The 14,655-nt window shown below is 77.8% G+C and carries 13 protein-coding genes; 7 read left to right on the plus strand and 6 right to left on the minus strand.

The genetic code is table 11. The annotated features are described in order from the left end of the window. Nucleotides 1–54 precede the first annotated feature (54 nt). Nucleotides 55–3,984: a hypothetical protein gene (locus AB6N24_RS13380; protein WP_412869887.1), complete on the minus strand. Its 3,930-nt coding sequence runs from the start codon at nucleotides 3,982–3,984 to the stop codon at nucleotides 55–57. A 178-nt stretch (nucleotides 3,985–4,162) separates the two neighbouring features. Here AB6N24_RS13380 and AB6N24_RS13385 point away from each other — a divergent pair, with 178 nt between their 5' ends. Then, the gene (locus AB6N24_RS13385; RefSeq protein WP_412869888.1) at nucleotides 4,163–4,435 is read left to right on the plus strand and encodes an acylphosphatase; all 273 of its coding nucleotides are present in this window, start codon (nucleotides 4,163–4,165) and stop codon (nucleotides 4,433–4,435) included. A gap of 78 nt (nucleotides 4,436–4,513) precedes the next feature. On the opposite strand, the gene AB6N24_RS13390 is transcribed toward AB6N24_RS13385, so the two are convergent. Beyond that, nucleotides 4,514–5,860 carry a PEP/pyruvate-binding domain-containing protein gene (locus AB6N24_RS13390; RefSeq protein WP_412869889.1) on the minus strand — a complete coding sequence of 449 codons (1,347 nt, stop codon included), beginning with the start codon at nucleotides 5,858–5,860 and terminating at the stop codon, nucleotides 4,514–4,516. 89 nt (nucleotides 5,861–5,949) lie between these two features. Here AB6N24_RS13390 and AB6N24_RS13395 point away from each other — a divergent pair, with 89 nt between their 5' ends. Both AB6N24_RS13395 and AB6N24_RS13400 read left to right on the plus strand, forming a co-directional pair. Then, nucleotides 5,950–6,390, plus strand: a complete 441-nt coding sequence (locus AB6N24_RS13395; protein WP_412869890.1) for a MarR family transcriptional regulator — start codon at nucleotides 5,950–5,952, stop codon at nucleotides 6,388–6,390. Next, the gene (locus AB6N24_RS13400; RefSeq protein ID WP_412869891.1) at nucleotides 6,387–7,019 is read left to right on the plus strand and encodes a transcriptional regulator; all 633 of its coding nucleotides are present in this window, start codon (nucleotides 6,387–6,389) and stop codon (nucleotides 7,017–7,019) included. Before AB6N24_RS13395 ends, AB6N24_RS13400 begins: the two co-directional genes overlap by 4 nt. 131 nt (nucleotides 7,020–7,150) lie before the next feature. On the opposite strand, the gene AB6N24_RS13405 is transcribed toward AB6N24_RS13400, so the two are convergent. Continuing rightward, nucleotides 7,151–8,761 (minus strand): non-homologous end-joining DNA ligase LigD, encoded by a 1,611-nt coding sequence (locus tag AB6N24_RS13405; protein WP_412869892.1) that lies wholly within the window; start codon nucleotides 8,759–8,761, stop codon nucleotides 7,151–7,153. Between the two features lie 210 nt (nucleotides 8,762–8,971). Further along, a complete protein-coding gene (locus AB6N24_RS13410; protein WP_412869893.1) occupies nucleotides 8,972–9,673 on the minus strand; it encodes an NUDIX hydrolase in 702 nt (233 codons plus the stop codon). An 83-nt stretch (nucleotides 9,674–9,756) separates the two neighbouring features. Between AB6N24_RS13410 and AB6N24_RS13415 the strand changes: the two genes are divergently transcribed. After that, nucleotides 9,757–10,761, plus strand: a complete 1,005-nt coding sequence (locus AB6N24_RS13415) for an SPFH domain-containing protein (protein WP_412869894.1) — start codon at nucleotides 9,757–9,759, stop codon at nucleotides 10,759–10,761. A 1-nt stretch (nucleotide 10,762) separates the two neighbouring features. Beyond that, nucleotides 10,763–11,656, plus strand: coding sequence for an NAD(+)/NADH kinase (locus AB6N24_RS13420; RefSeq protein ID WP_412869895.1), 894 nt, complete (start codon nucleotides 10,763–10,765; stop codon nucleotides 11,654–11,656). 28 nt (nucleotides 11,657–11,684) lie between these two features. On the opposite strand, the gene AB6N24_RS13425 is transcribed toward AB6N24_RS13420, so the two are convergent. Beyond that, complete coding sequence (locus AB6N24_RS13425; protein ID WP_412869896.1) at nucleotides 11,685–12,086, minus strand: four-helix bundle copper-binding protein; 402 nt, start codon at nucleotides 12,084–12,086, stop codon at nucleotides 11,685–11,687. A 175-nt stretch (nucleotides 12,087–12,261) separates the two neighbouring features. After that, a complete protein-coding gene (locus AB6N24_RS13430; protein WP_412869897.1) occupies nucleotides 12,262–12,642 on the minus strand; it encodes a glyoxalase superfamily protein in 381 nt (126 codons plus the stop codon). 211 nt (nucleotides 12,643–12,853) lie between these two features. On the opposite strand from AB6N24_RS13430, the gene AB6N24_RS13435 reads away from it, so the two are divergent. Next, nucleotides 12,854–14,110, plus strand: coding sequence for a saccharopine dehydrogenase family protein (locus AB6N24_RS13435; RefSeq protein WP_412869898.1), 1,257 nt, complete (start codon nucleotides 12,854–12,856; stop codon nucleotides 14,108–14,110). A gap of 16 nt (nucleotides 14,111–14,126) precedes the next feature. Continuing rightward, a partial coding sequence (locus AB6N24_RS13440; protein WP_412869899.1) for an MOSC domain-containing protein occupies nucleotides 14,127–14,655 on the plus strand: 529 nt, incomplete at its 3' end.

Genomic DNA, 14,655 nt, shown 5'->3' on the forward strand with positions numbered 1-14,655 from the left:
GCGGTCGCGGGCCGGTCCGGCTCAGCGGCGGTGACGCGGACGCCGCGGCCCGGCTCAGCCTCGCGCGATGAGCTCGGGCGGCGAGGAGCTGCGCGCGACGACGAGCAGGTCGCCCTGGACCATGCCGAACTCGCCGTCCGGGCTCGTCGCGTCGAGCGTCCGCGCGCCGAGCCGGTCGCGGCGGACCACGAGCACGGAGAAGCGCACGGTGCCATCGCCGTCGACCTGGGCCGGCCCTGGGTCGACCGTGATGCCCTGCGACCAGACGAGCTCGACAGCCTCGCCGGGCGGGAAGTTCTCGCCGTACGCGAGGACGACGGTCCCCGGCTTGCTCACCGCGGGCAGGAGCCGCAGCGTCGGGCGCTGCAGGGCCAGGTCGGCGGCGTCCGTGTCGTTCGCCGTGACCGGGTCGGGGGTCGCGGAGGTCACGCTCGCGCCGACCTGCCCGGTCTGCGTCGAGGGCGTCTCGGGCTGCTCGAGCGCCGGCTCGTCCGGCGCGGGCGGCACGGGGAACGTCAGCGTGGCGGTGAGCGTGCGCGTCGCCCCGGGGGCGAGGGTCCCGAGCGCGCACGTCGTGCCGGGCGGCGGGCAGGCGGGGTCGGGTGCCACGGTCGCGAACGGCGGGTACGCGAGCGTCAGCACGGCGCCCGCCGCCGCGTCCGTACCCACGGTGTTCGTCACGACGACCGTCGCGACGACCGGCTGCCCGCCGAGCCACGTCTCGGGCCGGTCGAGCTGCACGTCGACCGCGAGGTCGGCGACCGGCTCGTCAGGCGGCTCGTCGACGACGACGAACGGCTGGTACGCGGGCTCCGTCTCGGGCGCGCGCGCCTGCGCGACCTCGCGCAGCACCGCACCGTCCGGCCCGAGCGCGTAGATCCCCCGCTGGTCGGGCTGCCCGGCGGGCTGCCCGGCGACGGCGAGCTCGGTGCCGTCGGGCGACCACGCCGGGTCCTCGGTCACGGAGAGCACCGGGCGCGAGGGGGTCGGGGTGCCGTCCGCCCGGATGCCCGTGAGCTGCGTGACGGCGGTGACGACCTCGGGTACGTCCGGACCGTCGGTGCCCGCGAGCGCCACGAGGTGGACGGCGCCGTCCCGCTCGACGGCGAGCCGCGCGCCGTCCGGCGACCACGCGGGGCGCCGCCCGGGGAGCGGGACCGGCGCGCAGCCCTCGACGGGGTCGCACGACGGGTCGGTCAGCGTGACGTCGCCCGAGCCGTCCGTCGCGTCCATCACGTGGAGCTCCGTGGTCACCGGGTCCGCGGGTGCGAGGCGCGCGGGGAGCACCGCGGCGAACCGGGCCTGCCCGGTCCGGGCCGCCGGCGCGCTCGCACCGCTCGTGCCGGCCGCCGCCCGGGCGTCACCCGTGACGGCCCGCAGCGCGGCGTCCGCGAGCCCGACGAGCGCGGCCGCGGCGCGCCCCGCGGGTGTCGTCGTGAGCCGCTCGGACGGCGTGCCCCGGCCGGTGCCCGCCGCGAGCCGCGGGCCCGGGTCCGCGAGGTAGTCGAGCACGGCCGAGTCGGTGTCCCCGATGCCGTCGGCACCGGGGTCGACCTGCACCTGGACGATGCCGTCCACGTCGTTGGCCCCGCCCTGCCTGGTGATCGAGACCCGCACGGTGCGCCGTGCGTCGGTGACGCCGGTCAGCGCGCACTGCACCGTCGTGGGCGGCGCGGGTGGTGCGGCGACGGTGCAGCCGCTGCCCGCGAGGGCGGTGAGGACCAGCTCGGGTGGCACGGCGACCTGGAGGTCGACGCTCACGGGCCCACCGCGCACGGTCACCGTCGCCGTGGCGGTCACGGTGGCGCCCGGGATCGCGGTCGTGGGGAGGAGCACCAGGTCGACCTCGGCGACGGGGACCACGGTGACGGCGGTCGAGGCCGCGTCGTTCCCCGGCCGCGGGTCCGGGGCCTCACCCCGCGCAGCGGCGGTCACGTCGTAGGTCCCGTTCGTGCCGCCCGACAGGTCGAACGCGAGGACCTCGGTGTCCCGCAGGTCCGGCACGGTGCAGACCGCGCCGCCGGTCGCCGCCCGGCACCCCCGCGGGAGCGTCGCCGCGGGCACGGGCGTGAGCCCGCCGAAGCCCACCTGCACCTCGACCGGCGTGGCCGGGCCGGACGCCGTGACGGTGACCGAGACCCGCGTCGCGCTCCCGGACGTCACGGTCGTCGGTGCCGCCGCGACCGCGACGGCGACGTCGGTGGGCGGGGTCAGCCGGCTGTAGGCGAGCCGGGTGCTGTCGGGCGACCACGCGGGGTCGACGAGCTCGAGGAGCGGCTCGCCGGGCGGCTCGCCCACCTGCACCGTGCCACCGGTGGCCAGCGTCACGACCCAGATGCGGGCCGGGCCGTACGCCCCCGTGGGGAGTGCGCGGTGGCGCACGAACGCGATGCGCGTCCCGTCCGGCGACCACGCCGGATCGACGTCGACGTCCCCGGGCTGCCGCTCGTAGTCGAGCGGCGCGGCCCCCGACCCGTCGGCGTCGGCCCGCACGAGGCGGTACCCGGGCGCGGGCAGCGTCGGCGCCGCCGACTCCAGGTCACCTGTCGCGTGCACGAGCTGCGTACCGTCCGGGGAGTACGACGGGCCCAGGTCGTCGAGCTGGAGCGCGACGCCGGCGGCGGTCTCGGTCGTGCTGCCCACGACCCGGCGGTCGCGGCCGTCGGCGCCGACCACGTCGGCCACGTCGGCGTCGTGGCTGCGCCGGGTCAGCACGACGCGCGCCTCTGCCTGCCCGCCGCCGTCCGGGAACACGAACGCGTCGAGGAACGCGCCGTGCGTCTCCGCGACCCCGGGCTGCGCGGCGACCGGGCTCGTGGAACCCGGGTCGGCACGCACGGGCGCCGTGAACGTGCCGCCGCGCACGCGCGCCACGTGGACGTCACCGGACCGGTCGTCGCGCGTCGTCGTCAGCAGCAGCTCGCCGCCACCGGGGGCGAACGCGGCCTCCGCGCCCTGCGGCTGCGGCACCTCCTCCCCCTCGGGGCCCACCCAGAGCGGCAGGACCTCGGGCGCGGCGCCGCCCGTGAGGCCGTCGAGCATCACGAACGACGCGAGCGACCCGTCGCCGCGGTACCGGGTCGTGGTGAACACGACGTGGATCGGGCCGATGTCGTCCTCGTACGGCAGCACGGTCGGCTGCGTGTCCGCGGCCGGTCCGCGCGTGAGCCGGCGCAGCGCCACCTCGCCGCCCGTCTCGAGGTCGACCTGGACGCCGAAGAGGTCGCCCAGCGTCGGCATCCCCGCCTCCGCGGGCGGCGCGGCGGGGTCGGGGCGGTCGCTGCTGAACACCAGCACCGTCCCGAGGAGCGCCCACGCCGGCCAGGTGTCCGCCGCGGCGTCGGTCGTGATGCGGACCGCGGGGAGCGGCTCCTCGTCGGTGCACCCCGGCACGCCCTCCCCGAGCGGCGTGACCCAGATGTCCCAGCCGCCCGCCGCGTCGGACGCGTAGGCGACCGCGTCCCCGAGCGGGGAGACGACGGGATGGGTCTCGACCGCGTCGTTGGCGCACGTGACGCGCACGGGCGGGCTGTCGGAGTCCGGCGGGTCGACCCACACCTCGCCGTCGACGTCCCCACCCGTCGTGCTGACGAAGGCGGGGAAGCCCGACTCGGCACCGCCGGGTCCCGCGGCCTCGCCGGTGTGCGCGGCCGCGACGTCGTCGAGGGGGACGTCGCCCGGGGCAGGCTCCGCCTCGTACCGGTAGGGGCCGCCCTCGAACAGGTCGACGCGCCGCACGAGCGCCGCTGCCAGCCCGTCGCGGTCCTGGGTGAACGCGAGCCGCGGGTCGACGGGGTCGGTGACCGCGGCGCGCAGCCCGCCGCCTGCGACCCCGGGCTGCGCAGCCGGCGCGGCGGGGATCGCCCCGGCGGCGGCCACGACGCACGCGAGGGCCACGACCAGCACCGGTGAGCTGCGCCGCACGTCGGACCCCGTCCTGTCGACCGGGACGCCGCCCCCGCGGGGCACGGGAACGGACGTCACCGCGGTCCACTGTGCCTGGGGGCCGTGCCGCCTTCGCACCGGGACGGGGCAGACGTTGGGGTGGGACGGTCGGCCCCAAAGGGCAGAGCACCTGACGGGACCGGCGCGGGCGGCCCCCGTCCCGGCCGTGGGTGCCGGCGCAGGGGCGTGCTCTCCCGGACCGGCGCAGACTGGGCCGATGGTGGCGCGTCGCAGGGTCGTCGTCCGCGGGGAGGTCCAGGGCGTCGGGTTCCGCTGGGCGTGCGCCCGCGAGGCCCAGGCCCTGGGGCTGCACGGCTGGGTGCGCAACCGGCCCGACGGCGCGGTCGAGGCGGTCGCGGAGGGCGACCCCGAGGCAGTCGAGCAGCTCGTGGCGTGGGCGCGCCGTGGCCCGTCGCACGCGCACGTGAGCGCCGCCGAGGTCACGACCGAGGAGCCGGAGGGACTGCCGGACTTCCGCATCGTCGACTGACGTGCCGCCGGCCGGGCCGGCACGTGTCCGCGCGGTGCTGGCGCTGCTCGGTGAGCGCCGGCGTGAGCCCCGTGCGCGTCACCCCAGGAGCCGCACCGTCCCTGCCGTCCCGTCGACCTCGACGCGGTCGCCGTCGCGCAGCGCCGCGAGGACGCCGGGGACCGCGAGCACCGCGGGGATCCCGTGCTCGCGGGCGACGACGGCGGCGTGGGACAGGACCCCGCCCGTCTGCGTGACGACCGCCGCCACCACGCCGAACAGCCGCGTCCACGCGGGGTCGGTGAACCGGCACACCAGCACGTCCCCCGGACGGACCGCGCCGAACCCCTCGGGTCCGGTGACGACGCGCACCGGCCCCCGGCGCACGCCCCGGCTCCCGGGCACCCCGCGGAGCACCGGACCGGTGGTGGCGGTCGCAGGGAGGGGCAGGGCGGCGAGCGGCGCGGCGGCGTGCGGCTGGGCAGCGAGAGGCTGGGCGGCGACGGAGGTGCCGGCCGCCGACGCCGTCGTGGCCCGGTCCGCATCCGCACCCGCACCATCCCCCGACCCGCGCCCCGGCAGCCCCGCGGTCACGGGCCGCGCCTGGAGCACGTGCACGACCGCGCCGGTGACCGCCCACTCGACGTCCTGCGGATGGCCGAGCAGCGTCGCGAGGTCGCGTCCGAGGTCCGCGAGCCCGCGCACCGCGGCGTCGTCGAGGCACCGCGCGGCCGCGAGCGCGTCCGGGACCGCCGCGGTGACGACGCCCGCCCCGGCCCGGTCGACGCGCGTCGACTTGGCGCCCACCTGCGTCTCGACCGCACCCGAGGCGCGGACCACGTGCCGGTCGGGCGTCACGAGCCCGCCGACGACCGACTCGCCGAGCCCCCACGACGCCTCGACGACCACGGGGTCACCCGGCGCGGCTCCGGTGAACAGCACGCCCGCGACGTCCGCGTCGACGTGCCGCTGGACCAGCACCGCGGTCGCCGGGGCGTCGGGGGCGTCGTCGAGCCGCCGGTAGGCGACCGCCTCCGGCGACCAGAGCGACGCCCAGCACGCGCGCACGGCGTCCACGACCGCACCGGCACCGCGGACCCCGAGGCGCGTGAGGTGCTGGCCCGCGGCCGTGCGCGTCGCGCTGTCCTCCCCCGTGGCCGACGAGCGGACCGCGGCCGGACCGTCGCCCAGCCGGACGAGAGCCCGCTCGACCTCGGACAGGAACACCGGCGGGAGGTCGGCCCGTGCCAGGGCACGCTGCGCCGCCTCGGGCCCACCCCGCCGCACGAGCCCCTCGAGGTCGAGCCGCTGCGCGGTGGCGCGGTAGAGGTCGAGCGGCACGACGACGCCCGGCGGCACGCGCACGCCGGCGCGCACGAGCCGCGCGAGCGTCCCGGCCTTGCCGCCCGCCACGGCGACGGTCGCGTCCTCGAGGGGCAGCAGCACGCGACCTCCGCCTCCCGCCCGCCGAGCGGGACGACCTCGCGCATCAACGGATCGTTGACAACGTCTCGTTGATGATGCACGGTCGGGCCGTGGAGCACAACGACCCGGCGCTGACCGCGCTGACCGCGCAGGCCGACCAGACCCAGGCCGACGACGAGCGCAGGGCGCGCACGCTGCTGCTCGACCTGGGCGCGGCGGACCTCGACGCGCGCCCGTGGGAGCCCGCCGGCATGCCGCCCTCCGCGGTCGACCTCGTCCGCTTCTTCCTCTGGTGGTCCGGCCACGGTGACCCCGGCGGCACCCGCCCCGACGACCCGGACGCGGCCCGCGCCGCCCTCGCGCTGCTGCCCGCCGCACGCGCCGAGCTCGACCAGGTCGAGACCGCGCTGCTGTTCACCGCGCGCGGCGCCGGGCTGACCTGGGCGCAGATGGCGGACGCGCTGGGCATGAACTCGCCGCAGGCCTGCCAGCAGCGCCTCGACCGCCTGCTGGCCCGGCGCGCGCGCGACGACCACGGGCGGCGCTCGTGACGCGCGTGTCGCCGGACGAGCTGCTCGTGCTGCACGCCGTCCGGCTGCGCGGCTTCACCGACACCGCGGCGGCCGCGCGCCGCTTCGCGCTCGACCCGGACGTCGTCGCGGAGCTGCTCCTGGACCACCAGGCGCTCGGTCTCGTCTCCTGGTCGGAGTTCGCGGGGCTCGGCGGCTGGTCGCTGACCGAGCGCGGGCGCGCGCACGGCGAGCGGCTCCTCGCCGCCGAGCTCGCCGCCGCGCCGGGCGGGGACGCGACCGTGGTCGCGACCTACGCGACGTTCCTGCCGCTCAACGACCGGCTGCAGAGCGCGTGCACGAGCTGGCAGCTGCGCCCGCGCCCCGGTGACCCGCTCGCGGAGAACGACCACACCGACCCGGCGTGGGACGGGCTCGTGGTCTCGGAGCTCGACGCGCTCGCGGGCGAGCTCGTCGGGGTCGTGCACGGGCTCACCGCGGTGCTCGACCGTTTCGCGGGCTACGACCGGCGGTTCTCCGCGGCGCTCGACCGCGTCCTGGCGGGCGACGGGAGCTGGGTCAACCGCACCGGCGAGGACTCGTGCCACACCGTGTGGTTCGAGCTGCACGAGGACCTGATCGCGACGCTCGGGCAGTCGCGCGGCGCCTGACCGCGCCGGGCGGACGGCACCCCCGGGCGGTCGACGTCCCGGGCGGTCGACGCGCGCACCGCGGGCCGTGCACCGCGGGCACACGAGGTGGGCCGCGCACCGCGCAGAGCGTCCGGTCCGCCCGACCGCTCTCACGTGAGCGGCGGCAGCACCTGGTCGCGCGCGAGCACCGTCCGGAACGGGTCCCCGCGCTCCGCGACCCGGTCGAGCACGGTGCGCAGCGTGAACGCGTCGGGCCGCAGCCAGTCCTCGTCGAGCTCGTCCCACGTGATCGGCGCGGACACCGGAGCCCCGGCCGCCGCCCGCGGGCTGTACGGCGCCACGAGCGTCTTGTTGATCGCGTTCTGGGTGTAGTCGAGCCGCGCGAGCCCGCCGCGCTCGTGCACGCCCCAGCGCCAGCTCACGAGCTCGGGGACGACGGCGCCGACCGTGCGCGAGACCCGCTCGACCCACGCGCGCGTGTCGTCGAACCCCGGGCCCGGCGCGATCGGGACCCAGATCTGGATGCCGCGCCGGCCGGTGAGCTTGGGCTGGGCCCGCACGCCGAGGTGCTCGAAGGCGTCGCGGTGCAGGCGCGCGAGCAGCACGACGTCCTCCCACGCGGTCGACGTGCCCGGGTCGAGATCGACGAGCGCGTAGCTCGGGCGCTGCGGCTCGGCGGTCGGCGACGTCCACGCGTGCCACTCGAGGGCGCCGAAGTTCGCGGCCCACACGAGCGCGGCGGGCTCGTCGACCACGAGGTACGTGCGCGTGTCCCCGGGCTCGACGTCGGGCCGGTCCCACCGCGGCAGCCAGTCGGGCGCGTGCCCGGGGAGCTCCTTGTGCCAGAACCCCGAGCCGCCCGCACCCTGCGGGAACCGGTGCATGTTGAGCGCGCGGCCCTGCAGGTACGGCAGCACCACGGGCGCGATCCGCGCGGCGTAGCGGACGAGCTCGCGCTTGGTGACGGGCTCCTCGCCGGGCCGGGCCGGGAACAGGACCTTGTCGAGGTTCGTGACCTTGAGCCGCCGGCCGTGCACCTCCCACGTCCCGCCGGCGCCGAGGTCGTCGAGCGCGGCGAGCTCGTCGTCGGTCGGGGCGGCGGCGTCGGGGTGCAGCGCGACCGACGCCTGCGCCGCCGGGAGGTCCGAGCGCCACAGCCGGTCCGGGTCGGCCTTCACCTCGTCGTTGGTCCGGCCGCTCAGCACGGAGCGCGGGTGGTCCTCGGCGTCCCAGCCCTCGACGGCGTGCTCGTCGCGCTTGTGCAGCAGCAGCCACTGCTCCTTGCCGTGCGCGTCGGGCCCGCCGCTGCGCACGAGCACGAACCGCCCGTGCAGCTTGGACCCGTGCAGCTCGACGTGCAGCTCGCCCGCCGCGACCTCGGCGCCGGGGTCGTCGCTCTTGTACGGCTCCCACGTCCCCCGGTCCCACACGATGACGTCGCCGCCGCCGTACTCCCCGGACGGAATGACGCCCTCGAAGTCCTCGTACTCGAGCGGGTGGTCCTCGACGTGCACGGCCATGCGCCGGACCTTCGGGTCGAGCGTCGGCCCGCGCGGCACCGCCCAGCTCACGAGCACGCCGTCGATCTCGAAGCGCACGTCGTAGTGCAGGCGGCGGGCCCGGTGGCGCTGCACGACGAAGCGACGCTGCCCCTCGACGGGCGGGGGCGCGGGCGTGCCCGACGGCTCCGGGGTGCGGGCGAAGTCGCGCATCGCCCGGTAGGTCTCGAGCTCGCCGGTCTGCCGCTCCCGTGCTGCCACCACCTGGCTCCCTCACCTCGGCCCGCGACCACCCGGACGACGCAGCGTGCCGTGCTGCACGCGCTGCTCACGCTAGGACGGGAGGGAGCGGGCCGCACGTGAGCGCCGGTCGGCCTCGCGCGCTCGACGGGCGACGCGGGCGGTGGTCCGGCGCGGGACCGACGGGCGGCGGGGGCGGCGGTCCGGCACGAGCCCGACGGGCGACGGCGCTCACTCCCGCGTGAGCGGCGGGTGCAGGGCCGTCGCGTCGCCCCGGCGGTACACCGTGGCGGGCCGGCCGCGCCCCTCGGTGCGCGTCCGCCCGGTGTCGACGAGGAACCCCGGGGCACCGGTGACCTTCCGGTGGAAGTTGCGGGGGTCGAGGTGCTGACCCCACACGCTCTCGTAGACCTGGCGGAGCTGGGCGACGGTGAACTCCGGCGGGCAGAAGGCGGTGGCGAGCGGGCTGTACTCGAGCTTCGCGCGCGCCCGTTCCAGCCCGTCGGTCAGCACGTGCGCGTGGTCGAAGGCGAGCGGGGCGCCGAGCGCCGCGTCGACCGGCACCCAGTCGGCGGCGGCCGCGTCCGTCCCGGCGCGGGGCTCCGGGAGGTCCGGGGCGAGCGCGAGGTACGCGACGGACACGACGCGCATGCGCGGGTCACGACCGGGCTCCCCGTACGAGCCGAGCTGCTCGAGGTGGCCGGGGACGTCCCGCAGCCCGGTCTCCTCGGCGAGCTCGCGCTCCGCCGCGGCGTCGAGCCCCTCGTCCGGGCGCACGAACCCGCCGGGGAGCGCCCGCTGCCCGCGGAACGGCTCCTCCCCGCGCTCGACGAGCAGCACCTCCAGCGTCCCGGCGCGCAGCGTGAGCACGACCAGGTCGACGGTCACCGCGAACCGCGGGTAGGCGGAGGGCGTGTAGGCGCGGGGTCCCATGCCGGCCACTCTATATCGTCAACTTGACGATTAACCAGGTGCCGTTTTATCGTCATGGCGACGACAAAACAGAGGAGAGCCTCGTGGCCACGATCAGCCGCTACCCCTTCGTCCGGCACCTCCGGACGGCCCCCACCTCGCACGTCGTGCAGCTGCGCGGCGGCACCGTCCGCCGGTCCGGGACCGGGCTCTCGTTCTGGTTCCGGCCGCTCACCGCCGTCCTGTCCGAGGTCCCCGTCGACGACCGGGAGCTGCCCCTCGTGGCCCGCGCCCGCACCGCCGACCTCCAGGAGGTCACCGCCCAGGTCACGGTCAGCTACCGCTTCGAGGACCCCGAGCTCGTCGCCCGGCGGCTCGACTTCGGCATCGACCCCGGCACCGGCGCCTGGACCGCGAGCCCGCTCGACCAGGTCGCGCACCTGCTCGGCGAGCTCGCGTCCGGGCACGTCATGGACGCCCTCGCGGGCAGCACGCTGCGGGAGGCGATCTCCTCGGGCACCGGGCCGCTGCGGGCGCGCGTCACGGCGGCGCTGCTCGCCGACGACCGGGTCGCCGCGACCGGGCTGCGCGTGCTCGGCGCCCGCATCGGCTCGGTCCGGGCGGACGCCGACCTCGAGCGCGCGCTGCAGACCCCGGCCCGCGAGCAGGCGCAGTCGGAGGCCGAGCGGTCGACGTTCGAGCGGCGCGCGCTGGCCGTCGAGCGCGAGCGCGCGATCGCCGAGAACGAGATGACGAACCGCATCGAGCTCGCCGGCCGCGAGCAGCAGCTCGTCGCGCAGGAGGGCACCAACGCACGCGCCCGCGCGGACGAGGCGGCCGCCGCCGCGCTCATCGAGGCCCGGGCGCACGCGGACCGTCAGCGCGTGCTCGCCGCCGCGACCGCGGAGGCTGCGCGGCTGCAGGGCGAGGCCGAGGGCGCCGCCGAGAGCGCCCGCATGGCCGCCTACGCCGACGTGCCGCGCGAGGTGCTGCTCGCCGTGGCGCTGCGTGAGCTCGCCGGGAACCTGCCCGCGATCGGCCAGCTCACGCTGACCCCGGACGCGCTCACCGGGGCGCTGACCGCGCTGACCGCCGGGCGGGGTGAGTGACGTGACGCTCGCCCCGCGCGCCGTCGTCGTGCACCGCCGCAGCGCGCTCGACGAGCTCGTCGACCGGCACGGCACCCGCGGGCAGGCCGAGTTCTTCCTGCGCACGCGCGGCCGCGACCTCGCGGACGTGCAGGCGAGCCACGACGCGCTCGCTGACGCCCTCGCCCGGACCCGCGCCGCCATCCCGGCGCACTGGCGGCGCGGGGACGTCGACCGCGACGACCTGCACCGCTTCGCCTTCGAGCCGCAGGACGTGTGCGTCGTCGTCGGGCCCGACGGCCTGGTCGCGAACACCGCCAAGTACGTCGGCTCCCAGCCTGTCGTGGGCGTCGACCCCGAGCCGGGGCGGAGCGCCGGCGTCCTCGTGCGCCACCGCCCGGCGACGGTCGCGCGGGTGCTCGACGCGGTCGTGCGCGGCACCGCCCGCGTCGAGCCGCGGGCTCTCGTGCGCGCGTCGCTCGACGACGGCACGTCCCTCGAGGCGCTCAACGACGTCTACGTCGGGGACGCGGGCCACCAGTCGGCCCGGTACGCGCTGCACGTCCCGGGCGGGGCGAGCGAGGCGCAGTCCTCCTCGGGCGTCGTCGTCACGACCGGGACGGGCGCCACCGGGTGGGCCGCGTCGCTCGCCCGGGGCCGGGCCGACGCTCCCCCGCTCCCGGGCCCGGCGGAGCCCGCGCTGGCCTGGTTCGTGCGGGAGGCGTGGCCCTCGCCGAGCACCGGGACGACGCTCACCGCGGGGACGCTGCCCGCCGGAGCCGAGCTCGGCCTCGTCGTGGGCTCGGAGTCGCTGGTCGTCTTCGGCGACGGCCTGGAGGCGGACCGCCTGACCGCGACGTGGGGCCAGACCGTGCGCGTCGGGCTCGCCGCACGCACGCTCCAGCTCGTCGTCTGACAGTGCCCGGGGAGCGCGCCCGGGGACCTCAGCCGAGCGCGGCGAGCAGCTCGCCGCACGCCGCCTCGCACGCCCGGCACGCCTCGGCGCAGACCCGGCAGTGCTCGTGCATCCCGGCGTGCTGCCCGCACTCGTCGCCGCACGCGACGCACGCCGCGATGCACGCGGTGAGCAGCGCGCGCGTCACGTTCGCGTCGAAGCCCGTGTGCCGGGACAGCACCCGGCCCGTCGTCTCGCACACGTCCGCGCAGTCGAGGTCGCTGCGGATGCACTTCCGCAGGTCCGCGACCATCTCCTCGCCGAGACAGGCGTCGGCGCACGCCGTGCACGCCTGCGCGCACTCGATCGCGACGTCGATCACGCGCGCGAGCAGCCCGCGGTCCAGGGCGCTCGGGGCGGGGTGGCTCCTCATCATCGTGGCGGTCTGCATGGCGTCCTCCTGGGGACGTGGCTCCGGAGGCGGAGGACGCCCGTCGTGCGGGTGGGGACGCGCACCGCCGATGACCCCTCCACGCTAGGGCCGGGCCCGCCGGGTCGCACGCGGGTGCGGCCCGGGACGTGCGGAGCAGGACGCCCGGGCTGCCGGACCGCTGCGACGCCGCGCGTCAGCCCTGCCGCGACCGGTCCGGGAGCTGCTGGACCGACCACTCGTTGCCGTCCGGGTCCGCGAACCCCGTGAAGCGACCCCACGGGTGGTCCTCGACCGGTGGCGCCTCGATCCCCCGCGCGAGCAGGTGCTCGCGTGCGGCGTCCGCGTCGTCGACGACGACCTGCAGCCCGCGCACCGACCCGGGCTCCGCGTCCGAGAGCCCCAGCCCGAATGCGATCGAGCACGCGGAGCCGGGCGGGGTCACCTGCACGAACCGCAGGTTCTCCGCGACCACGTTGTCCTGGTCGGCGACGAAGCCGACCTTGTCCACGTAGAACTCCTTGGCCCGGTCCACGTCGCTGACCGGGACGATCACGAGCTCGAGCCTGAAGTCCACGGGTGCCTCCACCGACCGGGCCGCCGACCCGACGCCGGCGGCGGGCCCCCATCGTCCCGCCGACCACCGGCGCCGCGACAGGCCCTGACCCGGGTGGCGCGCTGCCCCTTCGGCCCTTCCTCGGCACCGCCCCCGTGCCCGGGCGTCGCGAAGGCCCCACCGGGCGCAGCGAGCGGTTGCGCCGCCCCGCACGGCACGCGAGCATCGCGCGATGACGAGCCCCGAGCGTGAGCACGACCTGGTCCTGCACGGTGCGACGGGCTTCGTCGGGCGGCTCGTGGCCGCGCACCTCGCGGAGCACGCGCGCCCGACGGCCCGCATCGCTCTCGCGGGCCGCTCGCTCGAGCGGCTCGCGGAGGTCCGCGCGGGTCTCCCCGCACGGGCGCACGGCTGGCCGCTCCTCGTGGCCGACGCGCACGACGACGCGTCGCTCGCCGCCCTCGCCGCTGCCACCCGCGCCGTCGTGACGACGGTCGGCCCGTACGCCCGGCACGGGCTGGCGCTCGTCGGGGCGTGCGCCGAGGCGGGCACGCACTACGCCGACCTGACCGGCGAGGTGCTGTTCGTGCGGGACGCGGCCGACCGGTTCGACGCCGTGGCGCGCCGGACGGGCGCGCGCCTCGTGCACGCGTGCGGCTACGACTCGGTGCCGTCGGACCTCAGCGTCCTGCTGCTGCACCGCCGCTGCGCCGACGACGGCGCGGGGGCGCTGAGCGAGGTCCGCCTCGTGGCGACGGCGCGGGGCGGGTTCAGTGGCGGGACCGTCGAGTCGATGCGCGGCGTGGTCGAGGAGGCGCTGCGCTCGCCCGACGCCCGCCGCGTCCTGGCCGACCCGTTCTCGCTGAGCCCCGACCGCGCCGCCGAGACGTCCGTGCCGCAGCCGTCGGACGCACCCGCACCGCGCCGGGGCCCGGACGGGCGGTGGACCGCGCCGTTCCTGATGGCCTCGTTCAACAGCCGGGTCGTGCGGCGCAGCAACGCGCTGCAGGACTGGGCGTACGGGCGCTCGCTGCGCTACGGCGAGGTCATGGGGGTGGGCCGCGGCGCGCGCGGGGCGGTGGCGGCGGCGGGCGTCACCGCGGCGCGCGGGCTGCTCCCGGCGGCCATGGCGTTCCCGCCGACGCGCGCGCTCCTCGACCGCGCCCTCCCGGCGCCGGGCTCGGGGCCGTCCGAGGAGACGCGCGCCCGGGGCTGGTTCCGGATGCAGACCGACGCGATCACGACGTCCGGCCGCCGCTACCGGGCCGTCGCGGCGGCGCAGGGCGACCCCGGCTACGCCGCGACGGCGGTCATGATCGGCGAGGCGGGCCTCGCGCTCGCGCTCGACGGGGACCGGCTCCCCGACCGCGCGGGCTCGCTGACCCCGGCGACCGGCCTCGGCGACGTCCTCGTCGAGCGCCTGCGCGCCGCGGGCCACACCTATGACGTCGTCGAGCTCCGGCCGGCGTCCGCGCCCCGGGGCGCCTGAGGTGCACACTCGTCGGGTGCACGAGGTCCACCGGTACGACGTCGAGGTCGTGCACCTGCTCGTCTCGCCGCGGCACGCGTACGCGGGGCGCCCGCGGGACGGCGCCGCGGACGTCGAGACGACCGACGCGGCGGCCGTCGAGGTCGTCGCCGGGAAGGGGATCGTGGGCGACCGCTTCTTCGGGCACGCCGCCCACGCCGACGCCGCCGTGACGCTCCTCGCGGTCGAGGCGCTCGAGGCGATGGCCGCCGAGCTCGGCGCTCCCCCGTTCGACCCGCTGCGCGCGCGCCGCAACGTCGTCCTGCGGGGTGCCGAGCTCGGCCCGCTGCTCGGCGAGGAGCTCGTCCTGGAGCAGCCGGGGGCAGCCGTCCGGCTGCGCGCTGCGACCGCGGCCGCCCCCTGCTCGTGGATGGACCACGTGCTCGCGCCGGGCGCGCTGACGGCGATGCGCGGCCGGGGTGGGCTGCGCTGCCGTCCGCTGACGACCGGGACGCTGCGGCGGGGCCCGGCCACGCTCGTGAGCGCCGTGCCGCTCGACCCCGCCC

This window comes from Cellulomonas jepli, assembly GCF_047229345.1.
Lineage (GTDB): Bacteria > Actinomycetota > Actinomycetes > Actinomycetales > Cellulomonadaceae > Cellulomonas_A.

What these genes read in the sequence shown, in the direction of transcription:
- AB6N24_RS13385 (WP_412869888.1), top strand. Translation starts at nt 4,163, where the DNA reads ATGGTGGCGCGTCGCAGGGTCGTCGTCCGCGGGGAGGTCCAGGGCGTC.
- AB6N24_RS13410 (WP_412869893.1), bottom strand. Translation starts at nt 9,673, where the DNA reads ATGGGACCCCGCGCCTACACGCCCTCCGCCTACCCGCGGTTCGCGGTG.
- AB6N24_RS13425 (WP_412869896.1), bottom strand. Translation starts at nt 12,086, where the DNA reads ATGCAGACCGCCACGATGATGAGGAGCCACCCCGCCCCGAGCGCCCTG.
- AB6N24_RS13435 (WP_412869898.1), top strand. Translation starts at nt 12,854, where the DNA reads ATGACGAGCCCCGAGCGTGAGCACGACCTGGTCCTGCACGGTGCGACG.